Below are 26220 nucleotides of genomic sequence, written 5' to 3'. Positions count from 1 at the left end.
CAATCTGTGAACCGGCAATACAACTGTTTCGCCATCTATTTGATAAAAAACCCGATACAACCTAGCATCGGGTTTTTAGCCTGCTTGACAATTATCTCATTGTTCAGCAAACAAGCAAAGCCTACGACGCGCTCGCGTCCGGCTGGGCGTCCGGCAGCGGCGGCGTCGCAAAACCGCGCAACCCTACCACATGGACGTGTTCGTGATTCTGGAACACTTTACGCACCAGTTTATAGGTCGTGCCTTTTTCCGGGCTGATGTTTTCCGGCGCCGCAATGATCAACTGCATTTCCAGACGTTCGCACAGCTCAAACAGCGTATTAATCGAGCGGGCGTCAAGGCGCGCCGCTTCATCAAGGAACAGCAACCGGCACGGGGAAATATCTTTACCGCGCAGGCGCCGCGACTCCTCTTCCCAGCTCTGAACCACCATAACCAGAATCGACATCCCGGTTCCAATCGCTTCCCCGGTGGACAGCGCGCCGCTCTCTGCCCGCAGCCAGCCGTCAGAGCCGCGGTTTACCTCAACTTCCATCTCCAGATAGTTGCGATAATCCAGTAACTCCTCGCCGATGGTTTGCGGCGTGCGCTGGCCCATATCGATCTGCGGATTAAGTCGCTGATACAACTTCGCCAGCGCTTCAGAGAAGGTCAGACGGTTACTGTTGAACAGATCCTGGTGCTGCTCATGCTCTTCAGAAAGGACATTCAGCAACGTGGCGTGGCTTTCACGCACGTTGACGTTAAGCCGCACGCTGTTGACCTGACCAAAAGAGACACTCTGCAGCCCCTGGTTGAGCATCCGGATACGATTCTGTTCACGCTGAATCGTCTTGCGAATAATGTTCGCCACACTGCGTGAGCTGATCGCCAGCTTCTGCTCGCGGGCGGTGAGCTCCTCTGTAAGGCGGCTCAGCTCGATCTCCATCTGCTCAATGGCTTCAACCGGATCATCGGTGCGAATGATATCCTGGCGGATACGCTCGCGCAGATGCTGATAAACCGCGACAAAGAACTGGATTTTGCGTTCCGGACGCTTCGGATCTTCCGACATACGCAGTACGTCGCGCAGATGTTCGTTGTCCGCCACTGCCAGACGCAGCGCACCGAGCGCCTTATCCGACATTGAGCGCAGATCGTCGCCGGAAAGATAGGCCAGTTCGCGGCGGTGCAGACGCCGTTCCACGCCATTATCTTTCACCATGCGCATGACCGCGCACCACCCCGCCTTGGCGGTGACCACCTGCTCGCGCATCTCGTGATAATCCCTTTCGAGACGACGCAGCTTGCGGGTCAGGTTATCCATTTCCGCTTCACAGAAGGTAATCTGTTTCTCCAGTTGGTTACGGCGCGAACGGTTATTGCTTAATTGAGTATGCAGTTCGTCGCGGCGCGCCCGGGCGCGTTCTTCCGCCCCGGCGTCGGCGCGTACGCCAATATCTTTCAACTCTTTATGCAGATCGCCCAACAGTTCGTTTTTAGTATCAAACGAACTCTTCAGCGAAGCCAGCAACTGGTGATACTGGCTGAGCTGCGCCGCATGACCGCGCAGCGCTTCACGGGCGCGAGTCCGCTCCGTTTCCGCCTGCTCGAGACGCTGACGCAATTTTTCGTTCAGATCGCTGTTACCACTGAGCATTTCCGCCGAATCGGTGTAGCTAAAATGGGCACGACGCTGGATAACTTCACTGAGGGCAAAGGCTTTCTGGCGCGCTTCGCGCTGGATCTGCTGAGCATACTGATAGTCGGCTTTCAACTGGTCGAACTGTTCAGGATCGCTGCGCAGTACCCCGGCGATCGGTTCCAGTTTCGCCAGTAGATTACCGTGTTGCTGAATAAACCGCGCCGCCTCCTGGGCTTCGTCGAGCTGCTCGCGAATTTCATCGCAGCGATCGGCCAGCGCATCGTCCAGTAACAGATTAACCCGCGGCATCAGGCGGTTAAGTAGCCCGACGCCCTCTTTCGCCTGCTCGAACTGCGCTCTCTGCTGCTGATTGTCATTTTCATGGTTACTGACGGTACGCTCAATCTCATTGCGGCGCGCATTCAACTGGCGAATTTCCGCCTCCGGATCGTCCTCAAATGCCACCGCCAGATGCTGGCCAATAAAGCGGCTGAACGCCTGGTGCAAACGCTGGGTTTTCTGAACATCAAACGACAACGTGGCATAGCGCTCCGCCAGATCCTCACGCTCGGCATGCAGGCTCTCAACGCGGCTTTCGCGGGCGGCGCGGCCAAACAGCGGCAGTTCAGGGAAACGCGAATAGCGCCACTGGCGATCGGCGATTTTGACCACCACCGACTTTTCCAGCTCTTCGACGCTGAACACGCTGTCGTCGAAGGACTGCGGATCCCCCTCGATTAAATAGAGATCTTCCGGACAATCCACCAGCCCTTCCAGTTGTTCGCGCACCAGCGATAAATCCGGTACCACAATGGCATGTCGCGATGGACCATACAGCGCCGAGAAGTATGGCGCATCTTCGAGGCTGACATCATCATAGATTTCCGACAGCAGTACGCCGCCAAACCGTTCCGCCAGCGCCGTCAGGCGCGCATCTTCCGCGCCGCCAGGCTGGCTGAGACGCTCAATTTCTTCGTCCACCGCCTGCTTGCGGGCGCCGACTTCATCACGCTCAACGGTGGCTTCGCGCTCGCGCTCAAGCAGTTGCTGGAGATATTCGGTCACCTGCTGGCTGGATTCAAACTGCTGGCCGCTCTGCTCACACAATTGGCTCAGGCTACTTTGCGCCGCCAGCCAGACGGGAGCGCGCAGGGTCAACGTCCTGATGCGCTGTTGCAATTGTTCCAGCTCCTGGCGCAACGCCATGCGCTGCTCGCTGGCCTGCGATACGCCGTCCGACAGAGCGGCGATGCGCGCTTCCAGCTCCTGCTGGATCGCCTCAAGATCTTCCGGGGAGACCTGCTTACCATAACGCTTGCAGAACTCCGCCAGCAGACGCTCCGCTTCCTGCTGCTCGCGCAGCCGCTGTTCCAGCTCAGACAGGCGCATTCTCAGCGCCGGCACCTGCTCCGCCTGATGGCGCTGCTCCGACCCTTCACGCAGCAAATCGCGGGCGACATCCCATGCTTCGCTACGGGCAAGCGGGCCATTAATCGCCGCCACCAGTTGCCAGGCCTGCTCAAACTGATCGTGCGCCGCCTGGGACATGCTCATCTTCTGCTCAAGATCCAGCAGCTTACCGGTGGTTTCCTGCTCCTTCGCCTGGAAGGTCTCCAGCCACTCATCGGCGCTTTCCGGGTTAAGATCCGGCAGATGACATAGCTCACGAGCCCGCTCCAGCGCCTGAATCGCCTGCTGGTACTGAATCGCCCGGGTTTGCTGGACGTCCAGCGCCTGCTGGTAGTCCGCCAGTTGGCTTTTCAGCTCGTCCACTTCCAGCTCTGCGGCTTCAGCGCGGGCTTCGTTCTCTTCCTGCTGTTCGACGGCTTCCGCCACCACTTCATTTTGTTCTTCAAGGCGCAACTGCAGCTCTTCGAGATCGGCCTCATAGCGCTCGATCTTTTCCTGCTGACGCAGCGCGGTTTGCACCAGGTTCAGATGATCCTGGGCCGCCTGATAATCGGTCTCCAGATCCCCTTCGGCGCCGGCATGCTCCGATAGCTCGCGCGCCATATCCACATGTTTGTACTGCTCCGCGGCCAGTTGGCTGCGGCTGGCGAACAGGTCGCGGCGAAACTCAAGGGCCTGGTCGAGGTGGATGCGCCGCTCGTTGGCGTGGCGCATATAATCCGCCGCCACATAGTTAGTGGCCTCTGAGATCAGGTGCTTAAACAGATCGCGATCTGACTGGGTGACGCGGATAGCCTCCAGCGTCATACGGTTTTCGCGCAGCGCGGCTTCCATATCCTGGAACGCCTTACGCACGCCGCTGTTTTCCGGCAACAGATAGTCACGCAGAGAGCGGGTAATCGCACTGGAGATACCGCCATACAGCGATGCTTCAATCAGGCGATAGTATTTACTGCGATCGGCGGCGGAACGCAGACGGCGCGCCACAATCCCCAGATCGAACATCAGCGAGTGGTAATCGGTGATAGAGTTAAACTGCTTAAACTGTACCCCTTCCATCGCTTCGGTTTTGTCCTTCAGCTCCTGCAGGGTCAGCACCCGAGCCTGGCGTTCGGAAATCGTTTCCGTCAGCAGTTGCGTCGGCTGTACCGCCACCGGCAGCCCCTGAATCGCAAAAGGTTTAATGTCCACTTTGCGATCGCGCCCGGCGACCTGCTGCAAACGCACCCCGGCCAGCACCCGCTGGTGACGTGAGTTAATCACATCAAGCACCGCGTAACATACCCCGGCTTTCAGCTTACCGTGCAACCCCTTATCCCGGGAGCCGCTGGTGGCGCCCGCTTCAGTGGTATTACGAAAATGCAGCAACGTCAGATCGGGGATCAGCGCCGTGACAAACGCCGCCATGGTGGTGGATTTACCGGCGCCGTTACCGCCGGACAGCGTGGTGACCAGTTCATCCAGGTCGAAAGTGCGCGCGAAGAAACCGTTCCAGTTAATCAGCGTCAGTGAGCGAAATTTACCGCGTTCAATCATTCCTCTTCATCCCCCGCCTTATCCTGGAGCCGATCGTCGTTCTCATCGTTAAGCTGCAGATGGTTTTCAATCGGCATCGCTTCTCCGTCGCGGATCATGCGCAACTGCGCTTCGCGCGGATCGTCACCGCTGCGCACATCGGCGCCGAAACGAAATACCGATTCTGTAATGCGAAATTTGCTGCTGTCGTGCCCCATAAACCACACCATCCCCAGACGGCGCAGACGGTTCAGCGACGCGCGCACCTTTTCCTGCAGCTTCTGGCGGTCGAGATCGGAACCCGCTGAACGGTTATTCACCAGTTTCAGTAGTTTGCTTTCATCCGCCAGCGTCAACAGCTCATCATAGAGTTCCTGTTGAGTAAAAATACCTTCGTTAGCCAGCCGTTCCGGGCTGAGATAGAGATAACAGAGGATTTTACCGACCATCATATCCAGTTCGGATAGCACCGAGCGGGGAATCAGCGTAGTGGAACGGGGACGCAAATAGAAAAAGCCCTCCGGCGCCCGCACCAGTTCCACGTTATAGCGGGCATAAAATGCTTCCAGATCGTCCTGGAAATCCATCAAAAAGGCGTGATTATCCAGCTCATCAAGGCCAATATGCCGGCCAGCCCTGAGCTGGCTGTCGAGCGCAGGAAATAACGGGTTCGCCAACGCTTGCGCCAGTTTAACTGGCATCAGTTGTTCAATATTTGTTGATGACATGTGCCTGTACCCTGGCTCCGTAATCATTAATAGACCGCCACGGCGCTGGCAGCCCGGTAAAATCAGCTTCCGCGACGCCCAGACTCACCGCCTGGTCCACGACAATACGCGCCAGATCGAAATGGCGCGCCCGGGGATATTGCGCAAGATATTCACGCATCACGACGCCAAGATCCAGCGGCAGTTGCCTTTCTTTATAAACCTGCAACGCCGCTTCAATCATCGACGCCAGTTGTTCGCGAATTTCATTAAACTCTTCAAACTCCAGATCGGCGGGCAGTTCGCCCATGACCTCTTCGTCGCGCAGCGTCATCTCTTCATCACGCATGTCAAGCAGCCGATCGGCACTGGCGTAGGTCAGCGCCCAGGGCGCGTCAAAATAGCTCTGCACCGACTGACGCAGGCGCTGAGCGAAGACGCGATTCTTATCCATATCGATAGCGGTACGAATGAATTTATGAACGTGGCGGTCATAGCCGATCCACAGATCAATCGCCTGCTGGCCCCAACTGACGATCCTGTCCAGCTTACTTTGCAGATCGAACACCAGCCGGTCGATAAAATGCAGTTCGTCGTTGCCCATGGTCGCGTCCTGAACGCGTAACAGATGCGCCTGAAGCTTGTCGCCGGCCGCCTCAAGAGTATCCTGCAGTTCGCGCAGAGTGCCGGAGGTTTCGGAAAGCAACAGCTCACAACTGGAGATAGCCGCCCGCCAGTCTTTATTGAGCAACCCGGCGATATCTTCTTTCACTACCTGCTGCTGCTCATCCATCACCCGCTGGGTCAGGTCAATACTGTCAAAGATTTCCGCCACCGAGTATTTCAGCGGCGCGAAGACGTTGCGGTGCCAGTGGAACTCATCGCCGCCTTCATCCGCGGCGTCTGCCGCCCGCTTCAGTTCCCCGGCGACAATCGACAGTTGCATTGAAAGGCGCAGCGTGGAGAATTCGCGCTGGCGGATATAATAATCAGTAATGCCAATCCCCAGCGGAGTAAGGCGGTAGATAGCGTTGCCATCCGCCAGTTCGCTGGTAAAGCGGTTGAGCAAACGCTGGCGCACCATATCATTGATTGCATTGTTAGCACGCACCGCCAGGGTTTCGCTGGTTTGCTCAAAAGCCCCGCTGACGTGGCGAAACGCGTCGATCAGCTCACCTTCACTCATTTCGCCATCCAGACGCTCGCCGTTAAGGGTCGCGACAGCCAGCAAAAATGCCAGCCGGTTCGTTGGCAGTGAAATCGAAAAATCATTTTTCCTGGCCCAGGCAACCAGTTCAGGCACCGTCTGGGAAAAATCACTCATAGTTTATCCTTGGTTCTCCGGCTTAATCGCTGTGACGTGGATATAACGACCCAGACTTACCCAGGGCTCCTGCCGGCAGAAGCGCGTTTCCAGTTCCAGTAAATCGTTAAAACAGTCCTGCTGCTGATGTTTCTCACGCAGATAATCGTGAAAGACCCGTACCCCGGTTTTACCGGTTATTCGCCAGCCCAGCTCTTCCAGCCACTGATACACCTGCTGCGGCGCGCGCGGATAATCTGGCGACAGCGTTCGCTTTTTATGTTTCGGCATGCCCCGCTTCACGTATCCGAAGTTGCCTGCCACCATGTTATGCATTAGCAGCCCATTGGCATTGTAGAACATCAGCGATAATGCGCCGCCCGGCGCCAGGCAATGCCACAGACTTTGTAGTACGGCGCGCGGATCCGCCACCCACTCCAGCACAGCATGAAACAATATCAGATTGGCCGGGCTTTCCAAATGCTGAGCGACATCCTGAGCGGCACAATGTACAAAATGCATGTTGTCGCTCACACCTTTCTGCTGCGCCGCCTGTTGCGCTCTGGTCAGCATTTCCGCCGACAGATCGCACAGCGTAACCCGATGGCCGCGCTGCGCCATCCGACAGGCGGTCTGCCCTTCGCCGCCGCCGGCATCCAGTACCCGCAGCGGGCCCGCAGGCAGAGCAGCCAACAGCGTATCCAGATCCTGCCAGAGGATCGCCTGACGCAGCTCGCCTTTGGTCGTGCCATAAATATTGCGCGAAAACTTCTCGGCTATATCGTCAAAATTGCGATCCTGCATCGCGAAAGCTCCGGGGCGTGAGGCACTGTTTCAGCAAAAGCGCTATTTTGTCACAGCCTGAGGGATATTGAACCCTTGTGGTGTAATATCAGGCTTTATTCCCTGCTGTATGGTTAAAAAAGGAACCAGTTTCGATGCTTTTCGCCCTTAAGAAGTATCTCGGCGCACTGATGTTACCTCTTCCTTTCCTGCTGCTGCTTATTGGAGCGGCAATTGCATTACTGTGGTTTACGCGCTGGCAAAAAACGGGCAAAGCGTTGCTCACCGGTGCCTGGCTGGCACTTTTACTGCTTAGCCTCCAGCCGGTAGCCGATCGGCTGCTCAGACCAATAGAAGATAGCTACCCCACCTGGCAGGGCGGTGAGAAAATTGACTATATCGTGGTGCTCGGCGGCGGCTATACCTGGAATCCCCACTGGGCGCCGAGTTCTAACCTGCTCAATAACAGCCTGCCCCGGGTAGCGGAAGGGATCCGCCTTTGGCACGCCAACCCTGGGGCAAAAATGATTTTTACCGGCGCCCGGGCGCGAACAAATCCGGTCAGCAGCGCGGAAGTCGCCGCCAGAGTGGCTGAAAGCCTGGGGGTACCACGTGCGGATATTATTGCCCTCGACACGCCGAAAGACACCGAAGAAGAGGCGGCGGCCGTGGCGCAGACCATCGGCGATGCCCCTTTCCTGCTGGTGACTTCAGCGTCTCACCTGCCACGGGCGATGATTTTCTTTCAGCATCAGGGACTGAGGCCGATAGCGGCGCCGGCTAACCAACTGGCGATTGACTCGCCGCTCAATCCCTGGGAGCGGATAACGCCTTCACCGCTGTGGCTGATGCACAGCGAGCGGGTGGGTTATGAAACCCTTGGGCGGATCTGGCAGCGCCTGAAAGGTGTATCAGGCGATCCAGGGGAGTAATCCTTCGGTGGCGGCATCCAGCGCGCGGCGGTTAAAGCGACCGCTTTCCACCAGTCGCGCCACTTCATCCCACATCACATACAGCCAGCGCCGCCAGAGAAATGATTCCGATACCGGCGCACGCTGCTGATAACACCAGAACAGGCTTTCCGCCTGCCCCTGCTCCCAAAGACGAAACAATTCATATTCGCGGGGCGCCCACAGCACCATGCCGGGATTCACTATCGCCAGCAATTGATCGGTGCGCGGATCTTTCAGCATACTGCGCAGGGTAAAATTACCGTGCACCAGGACGCAGTTGTCATTAAAGTCGTCAAACAGTTGCGGCAGGCATTCCCGGGTACGGAATAGCATGCGCTTGTCCTTCATCGTCAGGCCGGTATTTTTGAACTGGTTGAGCGTACTCCACAACACTTCAACCCGCTGGCGATACCAGGCGGGCCAGCGATTTTCCTGGGTACTGTCTACCGTCCCCACACAATGACCGCTGTCTACCCGATGCCAGGAAAGTAATCCCTCGACGATTTGCTCTCGTAACTGTTCCCAGCGTTCCGGAGTACGGGTTGGCGCCTCAACCGATACGCCGCGCAGCCGCTCCATCAACAGCACATCCGGACCGCTCGACTCTTCGTGCGTGACCACGCCATAAATCACCGGTAGCCTGATCGTACTGGAGCGGGCCAGCATCGACATTTTCCATGCCAGTTGCGCGGCAATGCCGCGAGTGGCAAAGCTTTTCGCCAGTAGAGGCATCGGGTTTCCCTGGCTGTCATACAGTGCCCATAGCGTGGAATCCGGTTTTTCGCTGATACATTCCAGACGACTCAGTCTCTCCCCCAGCAAATGACTCAACTCCGCACGCAGTTGCTCCATATTTTTTGTCCCCAGCTCAACACCGATCTTTTTATAATGAGCGCCTGCCGGGCGGATGTCATCGCATCAGATCAATATCACGATGGATATCCGTAAAATCACCGGAAGCCAGCACGCTTTCAGAAATGGCTGGGGCCTATATAACGCTCAATGCTGACGCTCAAAAGCGCCAGGCAAACCAGCAAAAGGTTGTTTTCTGACTGTGAAATTCGCCAGCGAAAATCACCGGAATTAGCCGGTTATATTGCCGATGGCCGGGAAGGAAGCGGCCGGAGTGAAGTTTGTTATCCGTTTCAGGCCGCCTTCGGCGGCCTCAGTTTCATGGCGCCCGCCAGAGCGCTTAACGCATTGCCTTGCGAACCCGCTGGAGGTCTTCCGGCGTATCCACACCGACGCCGGGCACTTGTAGCGCAACATCAACATGAATTTTTTCGCCGTACCACAGCACGCGCAACTGCTCCAGCATTTCGATTTGCTCCAGTTGGCTCGGCGCCCAGTTAATATAGCGACGGATAAAACCGGCCCGATAGCCGTAAATCCCGATATGCCGCAGCAGCGTATCGCCAACGACATCGCGGGATTGCGCGTAGCGATCACGATCCCAGGGAATGGTTGCACGCGAAAAATAGAGCGCAAAACCCTGCCGATCGCGCACCACTTTCACCGCATTCGGGTTAAACGCCTCTTCAGCAGTGTCGATCGGTACCGCCAGGGTCGCCATACCGGCATCCACCCGGGCGAGGTTTTCCGCCACCTGGCGAATAATGGCGGGGGGAATCATCGGTTCATCGCCCTGCACATTAACGATCAGCGTATCATCGGCAAAAGCGCATTTATCCACCACTTCCGCCAGACGTTCGGTACCGGACTGGTGATCGGGCCGGGTAACACACACCTCGCCGCCCGCCGCTTCTACGGCTTTCGCCACTTCAGCATGGTCAGTCGCTACGATCACCCGCCCGGCGCCCGACTCTCTGGCGCGTTCCAGCACGTGGACAATCATCGGCTTACCGTTGATATCCTTCAGCGGTTTTCCTGGCAGCCGGGTTGAGGCGTAGCGCGCCGGAATTATTACCACAAAGCTCATGGTCTGGTCTCTTCTGCGGTGAGCGCGCGCGCTTCATTTTCCAGTAGTACGGGTATCCCGTCGCGCAGAGGAAAAGCCAGCGCATCCACTTTGCAGATAAGCTCCTGTTTTTCCTGATTAAAATACAACTTACCGTTACACACCGGGCAAGCCACAATCTCAAGTAAACGATGATCCATAGATCCTCCTGACAACATCCGAAAACGGCTCCAGAATAGCACATGCCCTGGCGGTTACCGCGCGATTTCCCAACCTTCGCCCCACAGCGCGGCCAGACTCTGAGGCAAACGCCCGCAGCGGATGACCGTCGCCCCCTGCCAGCGCCCGAAATCCCCGATAGCGCCCATCAGCGCATCGGCAAGACGCGGCGTCGATCGCTGGTTTTCTTCCAGCCATACACTGATGACTTCCAGCTCGCCGGTTTTACGGTGCATTTTAGCGTCCATACGCCCTGCCAGCTCACCGCGATGCAGCAGCGGTAATACAAAGTAACCGTACTGGCGCTTTGGCGCCGGGGTATAGCATTCCAGCCGATAGCTAAAATTAAACAGTTGCTCCGCACGCCGCCGATCCCAGACCACGGGATCGAACGGCGACAATACACAGGTGCGGGTCGCATTCAGCTTATCGGACAGCGCCGCTTCAAGCTGGGGCAACAGGCTGTGATGCAGCCACATTTCCCCGAGATGCTGTACCTCAACCGGTATGACAATCCCCTCTTCCTGCCAGCGCGGTAGCCGGGATTTGATATCGACATGGCGTAACCGATAATAGTCGGCCAGCCACCCCGGGCGAAAGATGCCAAGGCTGGCGGCGCTGTTACGCAACATGCGCTCCCGGGCCTGTTCATCGCTCAGCAAGTGCAGTTCGTCATCCCATTCGGGCATTACCCGCTCTGTTAAATCATAGATACGCTGAAAATTGCGCCGTTCCGCCACCATTACTTTGCCAGCGGTAAACAGCCCCTCAAGATACTGTTTATGCGGCTTCCACTGCCACCAGCCGCTGGCGCCCTTTTCAGGATGCTCAAAGTCAGCAGACCTGACCGGGCCATTTTCCCGGATATGCAGCAATAGCTGGTCAATCTCGGCGGCGTGCTGCGCCATCCACTCAGCCCGATATTTCCAGCCCAGCGCCTCCGGATGCAGCATCTGGTTGCGCACCAGCGCATAATCCTGACGCGGCAGAAAACAGGCCTCATGGGCCCAGTATTCAAATAATTCCCCGGCGGCCAGCGCGTCATCCAGCCACTGCGGCGAATAATTTCCCAGCCGGCTAAATAGCACCAGATACGGACTGCGCGCCACAATATTAATGGTATCGATCTGCAACAGAGACATACGCGCCACCGCCGCCGGAATATCTTCCCGAAGGGCGGCGCGACGCGGCGGGCGTAACAGACCCTGGGCGGCAAGGTGGAGATTTCTGGCATGGCGGAGCGTCAGTTTAATGGCTGGCATGGCACTTCCCGTTGTTCAGGAACTCAGGCGCGCGCCGGATAAACGCTAGCGCACCAGAGCACGCAATTGCGACAGAAGTTCCTCCCCTTCGGGGGAGGAGAGATGGGCCTCTACCGGCAAATACCACCAGTTTTCATCAGCAAAGGCGCGGCATTTTACAGCGTCCTTCTCGGTCATTAACAGCGACTGGCCGGGAGCCAGCAGCGCTGTAAGTTCCGCTTTTTGCGGCGCATGATGATCGGCCAGGGCCACTGTCTTTTCCGGATGCAACCCGCAACTTTCCAGCGTAGCGAAAAAACGCGGCGGATGACCAATCCCGGCGATGGCCACCACGTGTTCCAGATCCGCCACCGGGCAGATAGCCGCGGTTTTCAAATTAACCGCCTGGCCCGGCGCCAGCCGCATAGCAATTTCCCCGGCGCGAGGGACGCCGCCGTTAACGATCACCGCATCCACTGATTTAAGTCGCCCGGCTCGTTCGCGCATTGGCCCTGCCGGCAACCACCATCCGTTGCCAAAACGGCGTTCGCCATCCACCACCACAATCTCTTTGTCACGAGCCAGCGCATAGTGCTGCAGCCCATCGTCGGTAATGATGATTTGGAGCGGCGAAGCCGCCAGTAAAGCCTGTACCGCTGCGCTGCGCTGCGGCGCTACCGCCACCGGCGCGCCGGTACGCTGAAAAATGAGTACGGGTTCATCGCCGGCCTGGGCGGTAGTGGTGCGGGTATCCAGCACCAGCGGATAGCTTGCGACTTTCCCACCGTAGCCGCGGGAAACCACACCGACCTGGATACCAGCCCGCTGTAACTGCTCCACCAGCCAGATAACCACCGGCGTTTTTCCGTTACCGCCGGCAGTCAGATTGCCAACCACCACCACGGGGACCGGCGCCCGCCAGCTGTTACGCAGCCCCAGACGATAGCTGAGGCGAATCAGTGCCGTGACCAGACCATACAGCCAGGACAACGGCAGCAGCAGTAGCCACAGCGGCGATTGACCGGACCAGATACGCTCGATCATTCGCCAAACTGCATTTTATGTAACTGCGCATACACACCGCCCTGCGCCAGCAATTGCGCATGCGAACCCCGTTCGACAATACGCCCGTCTTCTACTACCACAATCTCATCGGCCTGTTCAATAGTCGACAGACGGTGCGCAATGACCAGCGAAGTACGGTTTTTTTGCAGTTCGTCCAGTGCGGACTGAATCGCGCGTTCCGATTCGGTATCCAGCGCCGACGTGGCCTCATCGAGAATCAGGATCGGGCTGTCGCGCAGCAGCGCGCGGGCAATTGCGATGCGCTGCCGCTGGCCGCCGGAAAGCAACACGCCGTTCTCGCCAATCACAGTATCAAGGCCGTGGTCCATTTTATTGATAAAGTCCATGGCGTAGGCCATGCGGGCGGCCTGTTCAATCTCCTCGCGGCTGTACTGCTCAGTGCGCGCATAGGCAATATTATTAGCGATGGTGTCATTGAACAGATGGACATTCTGGGAAACCAGCGCCACCTGATTACGCAACGATGCCAGGGTGTATTCACGCAGATCGTGGCCATCCATCACGATTTCACCGCTGTCGATGTCATAGAAGCGGGTGATCAGGCTGGCGAGGGTCGATTTTCCCGATCCCGAGCGCCCCACCAGGGCAACTGTTTTACCGGCCGGAATCGTCAGATTAATGTTACGCAGCGCGGGCGTGTCTCTGCCCGGATAGGTGAAAGTGACGTTGCGGAATTCGATATCGCCATTCGAACGTTCGATCACCCGGGTTCCGGCATCTTTTTCCTGTTCGGAATCCAGAATACTGAACAGCGTCTGACAAGCGGCCATCCCACGCTGGAACTGAGCATTGACGTTAGTCAGCGATTTCAACGGACGCATCAGGGCTATCATTGCGGAGAACACCACGGTAATCGTCCCGGCGGTCAGGGTTTCCATCACGCTGGGAAAACTGGCGGCATACAGAACAAACGCCAGCGCCAGAGAGGCAATCAACTGAATGATGGGATCGGAGATTGACGACGCCGAGACCATCTTCATCCCCTGACGGCGCATCTGATTACTGACTTTGGCGAAACGCTCTGCCTCAACCGACTGGCCGCCGAAAATCAGTACCTCTTTGTGACCTTTAAGCATCTGCTCTGCGCTGGTCGTCACCTGCCCCATGGTGTTCTGCATACTCTTACTGATATTGCGAAAACGCTTTGACACGATGCGAATCGCAAAAGAGACCACTGGCGCCAGAACAATCAGGATCAGCGAAAGCTGCCAGCTGTAATAAAACATCATGATGAACAGGCCGATGATCGATGCCCCTTCACGCACCACCGTAATCAGGGCGCTGGAGGAGGAAGAGGCTACCTGCTCAGAGTCATAGGTGATGCGGGAAAGCAAAGTTCCGGTTGACTGTTTGTCAAAGAAAGCAACCGGCATCCCCATCATATGGTTGAATAAGTTGCGACGTATGGTCATCACCACTTTCCCGGAAACCCAGGAGATGCAGTAACTCGAAATGTAACTGGTTACCCCACGCAAGATCATCAGAGCAATGACCACCAGCGGCATCCATAGCAGCACTGAGCGATCTGTCTTACCGAAACCATCATCCAGTAATGGTTTAAGTAGCGATAGCATATAAGTATCGCTGGCCGCGTTGAGGACTAACGCTACCCCAGCCACAATCAGACCTGTTTTGAAAGGGGCTATCACCGGCCAGAGGCGGCGGAAGGTCTGCCACGTGGAGAGATCTTTGTCGTTATGCATTCAAAAAACCAGCACTTGTTGAAATAGCCGCATATTCTACCCTTTATCATCAGGCTCGCCAAACCGCTGATGATACCAGCGCGGTGAAATATGCTCACGTAATCCCTTTATTTGCCAATCACCTGATGAAAAATTCACCGTTAGTTGCCCGGAGTTAGCGGTATCGTACCAGTGATATCCCTGCTGCCGATAACGCCGGACCACCGGGCGAGAAGGTAACCGCCAGGCATTATAGCGGGATACTGATGCCAGCGCCGTTTTCCCCCGCACCGCACTCAGCAGAGCGGAACTGGAAGAGGTGCGGCTACCGTGATGAGGCACCTGCAACACATCGGCGTTTAGCGCCTGCGTGGCGTTACGCAGCAATGCCAGCTCTCCCGCGGATTCAATATCACCGGTTAGCAGCATACTGAACCGGCCATCGCTTACTTTCACAACACAGGAACGATTATTCTCAAGGCCAGTATAGTTGTCTGGCGGCCAGTGGACGGTAAACTGCAGCCCCTGCCAGCGCCAGCGCTGCCCGGCGCTACAGGGCAACCACCCGGGCGAGGCAACGCTACTGCGCACCTGGAGGTGTGGCCATGCCTGCAATAGGCTTTTCATCCCACCGCTATGGTCCAGATGATTATGGCTCAAAATAATGCCCTGCGGTTCCAGGTGATGCCAGCGCAGCCAGGGGATGATCGTTTGTTTCGCGCTGTCCCCGCCCGGCCAGGCATGGCCGGTATCATAGAGCAACGCCTTGCCGGCACGCTCAATAACCACCGCCAGTCCCTGGCCGATATCCAGCATATGGACAGACCACTCGCCCTGCGACTTACGCGGCCAGAACGGCAATGCCAGTAACACCGTAGCGACAGGAATAATGAAGTGACTGCATAACCAGTGCCGACAGCGCCACCAGACAACCATCAGCCAGGGTAAATATCCCAACCACTGTAACCGGCTATCACCCTCACGCCACCCTTCAGGTAATGCGGCAAGCACCCTGAAAACCAGTTCCAGCGAGCGATCCGCCAGATACCAGAGGCCAAATTCCGCCAGACGCCACCCGGTCAGTTCGACCATAATGCCTGCCAGTATCAGCGGCACCGTAATAAAAGAAATGACCGGAACGGCAATTAAGTTAGCAGGCAGCGATGTCAGACTGGCACCGTGAAATAACAATATCTGAAGCGGCAACAGGAGAAATCCAATACCAAACTGCAGATGAACTAAGGCAAGCGGTAACCGCCACAGCGTGCGGGTGGAATATCCAGGCAGCCATTGAAACCAGAATATCAGAGTGGCGACGGCAAATGCCGACAGCCAGAAACTTTCCGACAAAATAGTTAAAGGATCTATAAAAAGAATTACGGCAATACAAACCATCCATATTTGCCAGCTATGCCAGTTTTTACCAGTAAGGCGCAGAGCCAGTGTAATAGTAATGGAGATAAATGTCCTTACCGCTGGCGGACTTGCCCCCGAGATAACAGTATAGGCTGCGGTAAACAGCACTCCACAGTAGACAGGCAGACGATAGTTAATATACTTTTCCGGCAACCCAAACTGCAGCGCTCGCGCCAGTAACCACCCCAAAGTGCCGGACATACCAATATGCAATCCGGAGATGGCCATTAAATGAGCAATTCCGGTATCGCGCATCAGCAGGCTAATAGCCGGATCTATAGAGCCGCGCTCGCCAAACCCGAGCGCCAGCAAAATATCCCGCCAGGGTAACTCAGCGATTCTTGAACTCAAACAGGATGTAGTATTGCCATACATTTTATTTTATATTTCCCCGAAGGAATTAGTGAAATACGTTATAAACCAGAAAGAAATAAATAGATAAAACTTAACACTCCAGGATTTTTATATTAATTAGAAATTAATCACCTGGAAAACCCCTCATAATATCACTCACCATGTCAACACATCTATTTCACCATTTACAATACTGGTAATATGTCTGATTCAGGTCTGGCCTGAAAAGCTTCTTTAATTTAACGGGGAAATAATAAAATGAAAGTATTAGATATAAATGATATGAACAGTATATCTGGTGGTTTTAATCTTATCGGCGCCGCTACCGGGTTCTCCAGTTTTGTTTTCAATTCAGGCGCTGGTTTCGCTTCTTTTGTCGCCACCGCCGGCGCAGCCTTTGCAGGCTTCGTGGCTAATGGCGCCCTGGGCTTTGGCAAATTTGTCACTGGACAGGTGAATTGGGAAACATTTGTCACGGAAAGTGCTACTAACTGGAATGGCTTTGTACAAACGGCTGGCAATAGCTGGTCGGGTTTCGTCAGCAATGCCGGTAAGGACTGGAAAGGCTTTATCCAGGCCGCCCACGCATAAGAGTCGTGAGCCGTCAGGGCAGAGGCGTGCCTCTGCCCACTCTCTGAAAGCTGAGGCTGAATTTCTTTTTTCACTACCGGGCAGATATATCTGGCACGCCATCCACACTCCCCATGAATTAATCGGGCATTCGCTATGCGGCCCTGCAGCACAATCCCCTGCGCCAGCATATAGCGCTGGCGATCAAAACCCCCATCATTCAACTGCCCGTGCACCGGCCTCAGGGTTAGAGCCAGTTGCCATCTCTGCCCGATACAGACTGGCAAAGGAAAAGCGCTTCCAATCAGTTCCACGGCAATGGCGGGAAAAACCCAGCGCCCATGTCGACGGATAATATGGATTCGGTGCCGGGTATCGCCGTCGGTTTGCATAATAAGCGCCTCAACGGACTCCTTCTTGCTGAGGTGTTGTACAGGCCAGACAACCTGATGCGCTGACAAAGCGCCCCAGCAAAATGCCAGTACGGTGATGCCAGCATAGCGACATTTCCGGTCAGGAATCGCCAGCAGCAACAGCGCGCCAGCGACGCACCACGGCATAAGACGTGGCGCAGGCAACACCGGCAGCCACAGTAATGGCGTCATGCCTAAGATCAGGCATCCGCTGACACGCACGATATTCATGACATTATCTCCCGATTGCCGGGAGTATGCCGCGATTACACCGATAAAGACAGGGTCAAAAAGTCGACGTTGCGAGAGGGCCCGAAAGGTATTTTCATGAATTACACCAGGCTATTATTTATTCCCGACATAGCCCGGAAAACCGCGCCAGAGCACAAAAAAAAACGGCATCCTTTACGAATGCCGTTTTTTCTAAATACTCAGACTTAGCTATAAATATTGGCGCGGTCACGTAACTCTTTACCTGGTTTAAAGTGCGGAACGTATTTACCTTCCAGATCCACTTTATCGCCGGTTTTCGGGTTACGCCCGGTGCGAGGCGCGCGATAGTGTAAGGAGAAACTGCCAAAACCCCGGATTTCAATACGCTCGCCTTTGGCAAGTGTAGAGGCCATATGTTCCAGCATCTCTTTAACCGCATCTTCCACCGCCTTCGCAGGGATATGAGATTGCTGAGTGGCAAGTCTTTCTATTAGCTCTGACTTGGTCATAACTCCTCCGGTTTCCTTTCAGGAAAATTTGTCTTACAGCTATCATCGACAAGGGCAGCCTCAGCCGCCCTTTGTGCTTGATTACAGGACGAAACCTGTAATCTGTCAAGTTGTTCCTCATCATTGCGACCAGAACTGTGTAGCCTGTCCTGAACACCCCGGTCGCTGACTGATATCAGCGACCGGGATTTAGCAGGCATGCCGCACTGGTACAGCGCGAATGGCTCAGAATACTTGCTATTACTCGCCTTTAGCTGCTTTGAACGCTTCAGCCATTGCGTTAGAGAAGTTACCGTCTTCCTGCTTGTTGTTAACAGAAGCGATGGCATCTTTCTCGTCAGCTTCGTCTTTAGCACGAACAGACAGGCTGATTGCACGGTTCTTACGATCTACACCGGTGAATTTAGCTTCAACATCGTCGCCTACGCTCAGAACCAGAGTCGCATCTTCAACGCGGTCACGGGATGCTTCAGAAGCACGCAGGTAACCTTCAACGCCGTCGGCCAGTTCTACAGTCGCGCCTTTCGCGTCAACAGCAGTCACTTTACCGTTTACGATTGCGCCTTTCTTGTTCAGTGCAACCCAGTTGTTGAACGGATCTTCCGCCAGTTGCTTAACGCCCAGGGAGATACGCTCACGCTCTGCGTCAACCTGCAGTACAACGGCAGCGATTTCGTCGCCTTTCTTGTACTCGCGAACGGCTTCTTCGCCAGCCACGTTCCAGGAGATGTCAGACAGGTGAACCAGACCGTCGATCCCACCGTCCAGGCCGATGAAGATACCGAAGTCAGTGATAGACTTAATCTTACCTTCAACGCGATCGCCCTTGTTGTGGGTTTCAGCGAACTGCTGCCACGGGTTAGCTTTGCACTGCTTCAGGCCCAGAGAGATACGGCGACGTTCTTCGTCGATATCCAGAACCATAACTTCCACTACGTCGCCAACGTTAACCACTTTGGACGGATGGATGTTTTTGTTGGTCCAGTCCATTTCGGAAACGTGTACCAGACCTTCAACGCCTTCTTCGATTTCAACGAAGCAGCCGTAGTCAGTCAGGTTGGTCACGCGGCCAGTCAGTTTAGTACCTTCCGGATAACGTTTAGCGATAGCTACCCACGGATCTTCGCCCAGCTGTTTCAGGCCCAGGGAGACACGGGTACGCTCGCGGTCGAACTTCAGCACTTTAACAGTGATTTCGTCGCCCACGTTGACGATTTCGCTCGGATGCTTAACGCGTTTCCAGGCCATATCAGTGATGTGCAGCAGGCCGTCAACGCCGCCCAGATCAACGAATGCACCGTAGTCAGTGAGGTTCTTAACGATACCTTTAACTTCCATGCCTTCCTGCAGGTTTTCCAGCAGTTGATCGCGCTCTGCGCTGTTTTCGGACTCGATAACCGCACGACGAGAAACAACAACGTTGTTGCGCTTCTGGTCCAGCTTGATGACTTTGAATTCAAGCTCTTTACCTTCCAGGTGCAGCGTGTCGCGCACCGGACGAACGTCTACCAGGGAACCCGGCAGGAACGCGCGAATACCGTTCAGCTCAACAGTGAAGCCGCCCTTAACTTTGCCGTTGATAACACCGGTAACAGTTTCAGCATCTTCGTAAGCTTTTTCCAACGTGATCCAGGCTTCGTGACGCTTAGCTTTTTCACGGGACAGCAGGGTTTCGCCGAAGCCGTCTTCTACTGCATCCAGAGCGACATCAACTTCGTCACCAACCTGAATTTCCAGCTCGCCCTGGGCGTTTTTGAACTGCTCTGCCGGAATGGCGGACTCAGATTTCAGACCAGCGTCAACCAGTACGATATCTTTGTCGATAGCAACAACAACGCCACGAACGATGGAACCCGGGCGGGTTTCGATTTCTTTTAAGGATTCTTCAAATAGTTGAGCAAAAGATTCAGTCATGTTTAATCTTCAGAAGGTTAAATTAACGTCCACCTGGCTTCATGCCGGATGGGGTTGTTTCACATACCCGCCGCCAATCCCTTGCAGCGGGGTACTACAAATTCGGTGGCTATTATTATGCGCCAGCCAATTTATGGCGCGCATATTGTAGCGCTTTTTCAATCACCTGCTCGATAGACAGGTCGGTGGAATCCAGCACTAATGCATCACTTGCCGGCACCAGCGGCGCCACGGCGCGATTACGATCGCGATCGTCGCGTTCTTTTATCTCGGCCAAAAGGCGCTCAAAGTTAACACTAAAGCCCTTTTCCTGCAACTCTAGCATGCGCCGGCGTGCACGTTCCCCGGCAGAGGCATCAAGAAAAATTTTCACCGGCGCGTCGGGAAAGACAACCGTTCCCATATCCCGACCATCGGCAATAAGCCCGGGTGCCTCGCGAAATGCGCGCTGGCGGCGCAGCAGCGCCTCACGAACCCGGGGAAACGCGGCAACCTGTGAAGCCGCATTCGCCACTTCCTGGGTGCGAATCTCATTACTGACATCCTCACCTTCCAGAATCACCTCCAGATTTCCACTACGGGTGATAAAGCGCACATCAAGATGGGCCGCCAGCGGCGCCAGCGCATCTTCCGACTGCAAATCAACCTGATGATGCAGCGCGGCCAGCGCGAGAACGCGATAAATTGCGCCGGAGTCCAGCAGGTGCCACTGCAGCGCTTCAGCCATCGCCTTACACAAAGTGCCTTTACCTGCGCCGCCAGGCCCATCGATGGTTATTACCGGAGCGGATGCCGTCATTTGCTTCTCCTTCATTAATGATAATGGCTGGCCATAACGTGAACGTCGTGCATTATACGCAGCATCACGCCAGACTGTTACCATTGCCGGGAAATATCCGAAGATTCGTTATTGAGTGTAGAAGATTTGCGCAAACGCCTGAGGCGCGGAAACAGGCGGCGCCGCACCTGACGATGCGGCGGCGCTATCAGGCCGGGGTACTGATGCGGGCCAGTTGCTCAAAATAGTCAGGGAAGGTCTTGGCGGTACACTTAGGATCGAGAATCGTTACCGGGGTATCCGACAGCGCTACCAACGAAAAACACATCGCCATACGGTGATCGTTATAGGTGCCAATCTGTGCATAATTCAGTTTTTGCGGCGGCGTAATGGTGATGAAATCTTCACCTTCAATAACCTGCGCCCCTACTTTACGCAGTTCAGTCGCCATGGCGGACAGACGATCGGTCTCCTTAACGCGCCAGTTGTAGATGTTACGCAGCGTCGTGGTCCCTTCGGCAAACAGTGCGGTGGTGGCAATCGTCATCGCCGCATCCGGGATATGGTTCATATCCATATCAATGCCCTTCAGTTCGCCGCGAGTGCAGGCGATGAAGTCGTCGCCCCAGGTAATAACGGCGCCCATTTTTTCCAGCGCGCTGGCAAAATGGATATCGCCCTGGACGCTGTTGCGTCCCACCCCGGTCACTTTTACAGTACCGCCTTTAATCGCCGCAGCGGCCAGGAAATACGAGGCGGATGAAGCATCTCCCTCGACCAGGTAATGCCCGGGGGCGCGATACTGCTGACCGCCACGGACGACAAAACGCTGGTAGTGTTGATTTTCCACGTCAATACCAAATGTTTTCATCAGGTGCAGCGTAATATCAATATAAGGCTTTGATACCAGCTCGCCTTTAATCGTAATCGTGGTGTCCTGCCCGGCCAGCGGCGCCGTCATCAACAGCGCAGTCAAAAACTGGCTCGATACACTACCGTCCACCTCGACTTCACCGCCGTTAAACCCGCCGTGAATATGTAACGGCGGATAATTTTGCTGCTCAAGATAGTCAATTAGCGCGCCGCCCTGGCGCAGCGCATCGACCAGATGCCCAATAGGGCGCTCTTTCATGCGCGGTTCGCCGGTCAGCACAATATCGTTATTCCCCAGACACAGCGCCGCCGCCAGCGGGCGCATCGCCGTTCCGGCGTTACCAAGAAACAGTTCCAGCGCGCCGCCAGCCTGCAGCGGCCCACCGACGCCGATCACTTCACAGCAGGTGCGATCGTCAGACAGGGTATAATGTACGCCCAGTAACTTAAGCGCATTGAGCATGTGACGGACATCGTCGCTGTCCAGCAAATTGGTCAGCGTTGTGGTGCCCTGCGCCAGCGCGGCCAGCAACAGCGCACGGTTAGACACGCTTTTTGAACCGGGAAGGTTAACGGTACCGTTAACCTGTGCAATAGGTTGTAGTGTCAGGGATTCCTGCATAGGGGAAAAATACTCGCAACAAAACAGAATAAAAACCCCGCGGCGCGGCGCCACGGGGAAGTCCATCGTCAGGGATTACCCGTGGCGACGCTCAAAATCGACCATAAAGTCGGTTAACGCTTTAACGCCTTCCACCGGCATTGCGTTGTAGATAGAAGCACGCATACCGCCCACTACCCGATGGCCTTTCAGCGCATGCAGACCGGCGGCCAGCGACTCTTCGAGGAACACTTTATCCAGCGCGCTGTCCGCCAACTGGAACGGGATATTCATGCGTGAGCGATTCGCCGTCGCGACATCGTTACGGTAGAAGTCGCTGTTATCAATCACGCTGTACAGCAGTTCAGCTTTCTGTTGATTGATTTTATCCATCACCGCCACGCCGCCCTGCTCTTTCAGCCACTTAAAGACCAGACCCGACAGATACCAGGCAAAGGTCGGCGGCGTATTGAACATGGAGTCATTAGCGTCCAGCACGCTGTAGTCAAGAATCGACGGGCACGCCTCGCTGGCTTTGCCGAGCAGATCGTCACGAACGATCACCAGCGTCAGACCGGCAGGCCCGATATTTTTCTGGGCGCCGGCATAAATCACGCCAAACCGGCTAACGTCGATTGGGCGCGACAGGATTGTGGAGGAAAAGTCAGCGGTAACAATGGCGTCGCCGAAATCCGGGGTCTCATCAATAGCGATACCGTCGATGGTTTCATTCGGGCAATAGTGCAAATAGGCGGCGTTATCCGACAATTGCCATTCGCGCATTGGTTTCAGCGCGCGTTTGCCATCAATGGTAATTTTCGCATCAATGACATTCGGCGTCAGGTATTTTCTGGCTTCTTTGACAGCGCTGGCGGCCCAGTAACCGCCGTCCACATAGTCAGCGACTGTCTTGTCGCCTTTGAGGTTCAGAGGTAACGCGGCAAACTGCGCTCGCCCACCGCCGTGGCAGAATAAAACTTTGTAATTCTGCGGAATATTCAGCAGATCGCGAAAATCTTTTTCCGCCTCTTCCGCAACCTGAATAAACTCTTTGCCTCGGTGACTGATTTCCATCACCGAAGTGCCTAAGCCATGCCAGTCGCACAGCTCTTCCTGAGCCTGGCGGAGTACATCAGCCGGCAGCATTGCCGGGCCGGAGCTAAAATTGTAGACCTGAGTCATTTCCCCTCACCACACATCAACCAATAAGTTTTTCCTGTGGCTATCGGTTTTATCATTCACTCGCGGAGGCTGCAACGGCTAATCCTGACCAGAGGCAGATTGTGCGCCAAATCACACCACAGATTATCATGGATATCGCCGCCCGAACCGACAAATAGCCTGTCAGGTAATTCGCTTTGCCTCACTGGCCAGCGCCCATTGCGGATTTGCGCAGCGCGGACACAAGCGACGCTCCCCGACATGCAGATGCAGCACTTTACTGCAGCGTATGCAGGCGTACAGACCATCGCGCGCCGCCACCTGAACGCGCCGATTCTCAAATTCCGGCAGAATCAGCAGCCCGGGCTTAACCTGCTCATCCGGGTAAAAATAGATACTGATCTGACCGTTGGTTTCCAGAATCGCCAGCCGGACCTGACCCAGTTGCTCCACCCCGTTGAGCCGCAGTTCCATATAAAACTCGAATTCCGTCATATTTTCCGCGCCGAGCTTCTCCCAGGCCAGTTCCCCGTCCCTGACCACAATGATCGGTTTCCCTTCGAGTAAATCTTCCAGCTTTTCGCTGTGCGCCATCAGCCACATCACACCACGATACAACAGCGCCAGAGTAATAAAGACCACCAGCACAGGCAGCATTGGGACATCATCGTAGAAGGCCACATCTCCGGCGGCAGACCCCAGAGTAAGAATCACCAGCACTTCAAACAGCGACATCTGGCGAACACCGCGGCGGCCGGCAATCTTCAGAAACAGAAAAACCAGCACAAAGGTATACAGGCTGCGTAACGCCACTTCCCAGAGAAAATCCACCGGAACTTTGTCCAGCGCCATACGCTGCCAGTCAAACGCTTTCATTTTATGCCTTCCAGGTAATTCATTTTTTCTAAGCATAGAATCAGAAAGCCTTTTTCGCCGTAGCCCAAAAAAGCCGCGCTGCGCTGACGACCCGCGGAGAGTTTCATCACACAGCGAGTCACCATTTTATGCGCTAAAAAACCCCCGACTGACGGGATTCAACCAGTCAGCAATAACCCCGTTTAATCCTTACTGTTATTGCGGTCTGCGCCGCGATCCTGGCACTGGAATGAGTCATAGCCTGCCCGCATAAAAAACCGTATCATTGCGCGCTTTACGTACGCCAAAAGTGAACCTCATGACGCAAACATTTATTCCCGGCAAAGATGCCGCACTGGAAGATTCCATCGCTCGCTTCCAGCAAAAATTACAAAAGCTGGGTTTTCAGATTGAAGAAGCCTCCTGGCTGAACCCGGTTCCACATGTCTGGTCAGTCCATATTCATGATAAAGAGTGCGCGCTGTGCTTTACCAACGGCAAAGGCGCCACCCGCAAAGCGGCGCTGGCCTCAGCGCTGGGTGAGTATTTTGAGCGCCTCTCCACCAACTACTTCTTCGCGGATTTCTGGCTCGGCGACACCATTGCCAATGGCCCCTTTGTCCACTATCCCAATGAGAAATGGTTCCCCATTCCCGAAGACGACCAACTCCCGGAGGGGATACTGGACGTCGGTCTGCGCGCCTTTTACGATCCTGAGGGCGAACTTACCGCCAGCCAATTGGTCGATCTGCAGTCTGGCAATGACGATCGCGGGATCTGCGCTTTGCCATTTACCCGTCAGTCAGATCAGCACACCGTCTATATTCCGATGAATATCATCGGTAACCTGTACGTTTCTAACGGCATGTCTGCGGGCAACACCGCCAGCGAAGCGCGGGTTCAGGCGCTGTCAGAAGTGTTCGAACGCCATATCAAAAACCGCATCATCGCCGCCGAATGCATCAGTCTGCCGGAAATTCCCGACAGTGTGCTGGCCCGTTACCCTGGCGTGGTGGAAGCTATTGCTAAACTGGAACAAGAAGGTTTCCCGATTTTCGCCTATGATGCCTCGCTGGGCGGTCACTACCCGGTTATCTGCGTCGTGCTGTTCAACCCGGCTAACGGCACCTGTTTCGCCTCCTTCGGCGCCCATCCGGATTTTGGCGTTGCGCTGGAGCGTACCGTCACCGAATTGCTGCAAGGGCGTAGCCTGAAAGATCTGGACGTCTTCACACCGCCGACTTTTGATGATGAAGAAGTCGCCGAACATGCCAACCTGGAAACTCACTTTATTGATTCCAGCGGCCTGATCTCCTGGGATCTGTTTAAGCACGACGCCGACTATCCTTTTGTAGACTGGAGCTTCTCCGGCACCACACAACAGGAATTTACCACCCTGATGGATATCTTCCGCGCCGAAGGCCAGGAAGTTTATATCGCTGACTATGAACATCTTGATGTTTACGCCTGCCGTATTCTGGTACCAGGTATGTCCGACATCTACCCGGCGGAAGATCTATGGCTGGCGAATAACAATATGGGCAGCCATTTGCGCAGCACCCTGCTTCAGTTGCCGGCAAGCCGTTGGGAAAAAGAGCAGTATCTGGCGCTGATCGCCCAACTTGATGAAGAAGGCCATGACGATTTCACTCGCGTCCGGGAACTGCTTGGTCTGGCGACCGGTAAAGATAACGGCTGGTACACGCTGCGCATCGGTGAACTAAAAGCGATGCTGGCGCTGGCCGGCGGAGACCTGGAACAGGCGCTGATCTGGACAGAATGGACCATGGAGTTCAACAGTTCAGTCTTTACGTCCGAGCGCGAAAATTATTACCGCTGCCTGCAGACGCTCCTGTTATTGACTCAGGAAGAAGATCGCGATCCCAGCCAATATCTGCGCGCGTTTAACCGCATGTACGGCGCACAGACTGTTGCCGACGCTCAGGCAGCCCTGAGCGGCGAAACGCCGTTTTACGGCCTGCAGGCGCCGGGTGACGATTTGAGCGCTTTCCCGGCCCATCAATCCTTACTGGCCGCTTACCAGAAGTTGCAGCAAGCTAAAGCGCGCTGGCAGGAAGAAAATCGCTAAGATCGCATTAATACCCCAGGCGAATACCAGCGG

20 protein-coding genes and 1 pseudogene are annotated in these 26220 nt (G+C 55.3%); 3 read left to right on the top strand and 18 right to left on the bottom strand.

The annotated features are described in order from the left end of the window. Window positions 1-121: 121 nt before the first annotated feature. Genes mukB through cmoM form a run of 4 tightly spaced genes read right to left on the bottom strand, consistent with a single transcriptional unit; the run spans window position 122 to window position 7363 of the window. Entirely contained in the window at window positions 122-4570 is a 4449-nt protein-coding gene (gene mukB, locus AQ981_RS17925; RefSeq protein WP_058913114.1) for a chromosome partition protein MukB, read from the bottom strand. Then, window positions 4567-5277 (bottom strand): chromosome partition protein MukE, encoded by a 711-nt coding sequence (mukE, locus tag AQ981_RS17920; protein ID WP_058913113.1) that lies wholly within the window; start codon window positions 5275-5277, stop codon window positions 4567-4569. Before mukE ends, mukB begins: the two co-directional genes overlap by 4 nt. Continuing rightward, window positions 5258-6580 carry a chromosome partition protein MukF gene (gene mukF / locus AQ981_RS17915; RefSeq protein WP_058913112.1) on the bottom strand — a complete coding sequence of 441 codons (1323 nt, stop codon included), beginning with the start codon at window positions 6578-6580 and terminating at the stop codon, window positions 5258-5260. The genes mukE and mukF overlap by 20 nt, the downstream gene beginning before the upstream one ends. 3 nt (window positions 6581-6583) lie before the next feature. Then, a complete protein-coding gene (cmoM, locus tag AQ981_RS17910; RefSeq protein WP_058913111.1) occupies window positions 6584-7363 on the bottom strand; it encodes a tRNA uridine 5-oxyacetic acid(34) methyltransferase CmoM in 780 nt (259 codons plus the stop codon). Between the two features lie 134 nt (window positions 7364-7497). Here cmoM and elyC point away from each other — a divergent pair, with 134 nt between their 5' ends. Next, window positions 7498-8274 (top strand): envelope biogenesis factor ElyC, encoded by a 777-nt coding sequence (elyC, locus tag AQ981_RS17905; protein WP_058913110.1) that lies wholly within the window; start codon window positions 7498-7500, stop codon window positions 8272-8274. Here the strand turns inward: elyC and AQ981_RS17900 are convergent. From AQ981_RS17900 to AQ981_RS17870, 7 genes are all read right to left on the bottom strand, one after another. After that, entirely contained in the window at window positions 8254-9147 is an 894-nt protein-coding gene (locus AQ981_RS17900) for a YcbJ family phosphotransferase (protein ID WP_058913109.1), read from the bottom strand. The two genes, elyC and AQ981_RS17900, sit on opposite strands and share 21 nt — an antisense overlap. 340 nt (window positions 9148-9487) lie before the next feature. Then, window positions 9488-10234: a 3-deoxy-manno-octulosonate cytidylyltransferase gene (gene kdsB, locus AQ981_RS17895; RefSeq protein ID WP_058913108.1), complete on the bottom strand. Its 747-nt coding sequence runs from the start codon at window positions 10232-10234 to the stop codon at window positions 9488-9490. After that, window positions 10231-10413, bottom strand: coding sequence for a protein YcaR (ycaR, locus tag AQ981_RS17890; protein ID WP_058913107.1), 183 nt, complete (start codon window positions 10411-10413; stop codon window positions 10231-10233). Before ycaR ends, kdsB begins: the two co-directional genes overlap by 4 nt. A 54-nt stretch (window positions 10414-10467) precedes the next feature. Continuing rightward, window positions 10468-11694 carry a winged helix-turn-helix domain-containing protein gene (locus AQ981_RS17885; protein ID WP_058913106.1) on the bottom strand — a complete coding sequence of 409 codons (1227 nt, stop codon included), beginning with the start codon at window positions 11692-11694 and terminating at the stop codon, window positions 10468-10470. A 45-nt stretch (window positions 11695-11739) separates the two neighbouring features. Beyond that, entirely contained in the window at window positions 11740-12717 is a 978-nt protein-coding gene (gene lpxK / locus AQ981_RS17880; RefSeq protein WP_058913105.1) for a tetraacyldisaccharide 4'-kinase, read from the bottom strand. After that, complete coding sequence (msbA, locus tag AQ981_RS17875; protein WP_058913104.1) at window positions 12714-14462, bottom strand: lipid A ABC transporter ATP-binding protein/permease MsbA; 1749 nt, start codon at window positions 14460-14462, stop codon at window positions 12714-12716. Before msbA ends, lpxK begins: the two co-directional genes overlap by 4 nt. A gap of 36 nt (window positions 14463-14498) precedes the next feature. Further along, window positions 14499-16208: a DNA internalization-related competence protein ComEC/Rec2 gene (locus AQ981_RS17870; protein ID WP_161969174.1), complete on the bottom strand. Its 1710-nt coding sequence runs from the start codon at window positions 16206-16208 to the stop codon at window positions 14499-14501. 261 nt (window positions 16209-16469) lie between these two features. Between AQ981_RS17870 and AQ981_RS28170 the strand changes: the two genes are divergently transcribed. Beyond that, on the top strand, window positions 16470-16802 hold the full coding sequence (locus AQ981_RS28170; protein WP_058913102.1) for a hypothetical protein: 333 nt from the start codon (window positions 16470-16472) through the stop codon (window positions 16800-16802). A 134-nt stretch (window positions 16803-16936) separates the two neighbouring features. On the opposite strand, the pseudogene AQ981_RS28455 reads toward AQ981_RS28170, so the two are convergent. The 7 genes and pseudogenes from AQ981_RS28455 to AQ981_RS17835 all read right to left on the bottom strand — a co-directional run. Beyond that, window positions 16937-17341: pseudogene (locus tag AQ981_RS28455) on the bottom strand (DUF4131 domain-containing protein); the annotation flags it as partial. A gap of 290 nt (window positions 17342-17631) precedes the next feature. Beyond that, window positions 17632-17916, bottom strand: a complete 285-nt coding sequence (gene ihfB, locus AQ981_RS17860; protein WP_058913101.1) for an integration host factor subunit beta — start codon at window positions 17914-17916, stop codon at window positions 17632-17634. A gap of 240 nt (window positions 17917-18156) precedes the next feature. Continuing rightward, a complete protein-coding gene (rpsA, locus tag AQ981_RS17855) occupies window positions 18157-19830 on the bottom strand; it encodes a 30S ribosomal protein S1 (RefSeq protein ID WP_058913100.1) in 1674 nt (557 codons plus the stop codon). A gap of 115 nt (window positions 19831-19945) precedes the next feature. Next, a complete protein-coding gene (cmk, locus tag AQ981_RS17850; RefSeq protein ID WP_058913099.1) occupies window positions 19946-20629 on the bottom strand; it encodes a (d)CMP kinase in 684 nt (227 codons plus the stop codon). A gap of 187 nt (window positions 20630-20816) precedes the next feature. Continuing rightward, window positions 20817-22103: a 3-phosphoshikimate 1-carboxyvinyltransferase gene (aroA, locus tag AQ981_RS17845; protein WP_058913177.1), complete on the bottom strand. Its 1287-nt coding sequence runs from the start codon at window positions 22101-22103 to the stop codon at window positions 20817-20819. Window positions 22104-22178: 75 nt separating this feature from the next. After that, on the bottom strand, window positions 22179-23264 hold the full coding sequence (gene serC / locus AQ981_RS17840; RefSeq protein WP_058913098.1) for a 3-phosphoserine/phosphohydroxythreonine transaminase: 1086 nt from the start codon (window positions 23262-23264) through the stop codon (window positions 22179-22181). Window positions 23265-23426: 162 nt separating this feature from the next. Beyond that, window positions 23427-24119 carry a DUF421 domain-containing protein gene (locus AQ981_RS17835; protein ID WP_058913097.1) on the bottom strand — a complete coding sequence of 231 codons (693 nt, stop codon included), beginning with the start codon at window positions 24117-24119 and terminating at the stop codon, window positions 23427-23429. 298 nt (window positions 24120-24417) lie between these two features. Here AQ981_RS17835 and ycaO point away from each other — a divergent pair, with 298 nt between their 5' ends. Continuing rightward, the gene (gene ycaO / locus AQ981_RS17830; RefSeq protein WP_058913096.1) at window positions 24418-26187 is read left to right on the top strand and encodes a 30S ribosomal protein S12 methylthiotransferase accessory factor YcaO; all 1770 of its coding nucleotides are present in this window, start codon (window positions 24418-24420) and stop codon (window positions 26185-26187) included. Window positions 26188-26220: the final 33 nt, after the last annotated feature.

The sequence above is a fragment of the Entomohabitans teleogrylli genome (genome assembly GCF_001484765.1).
GTDB lineage: Bacteria > Pseudomonadota > Gammaproteobacteria > Enterobacterales > Enterobacteriaceae > Entomohabitans > Entomohabitans teleogrylli.
This window is presented reverse-complemented; position numbering and strand designations above follow the sequence as displayed.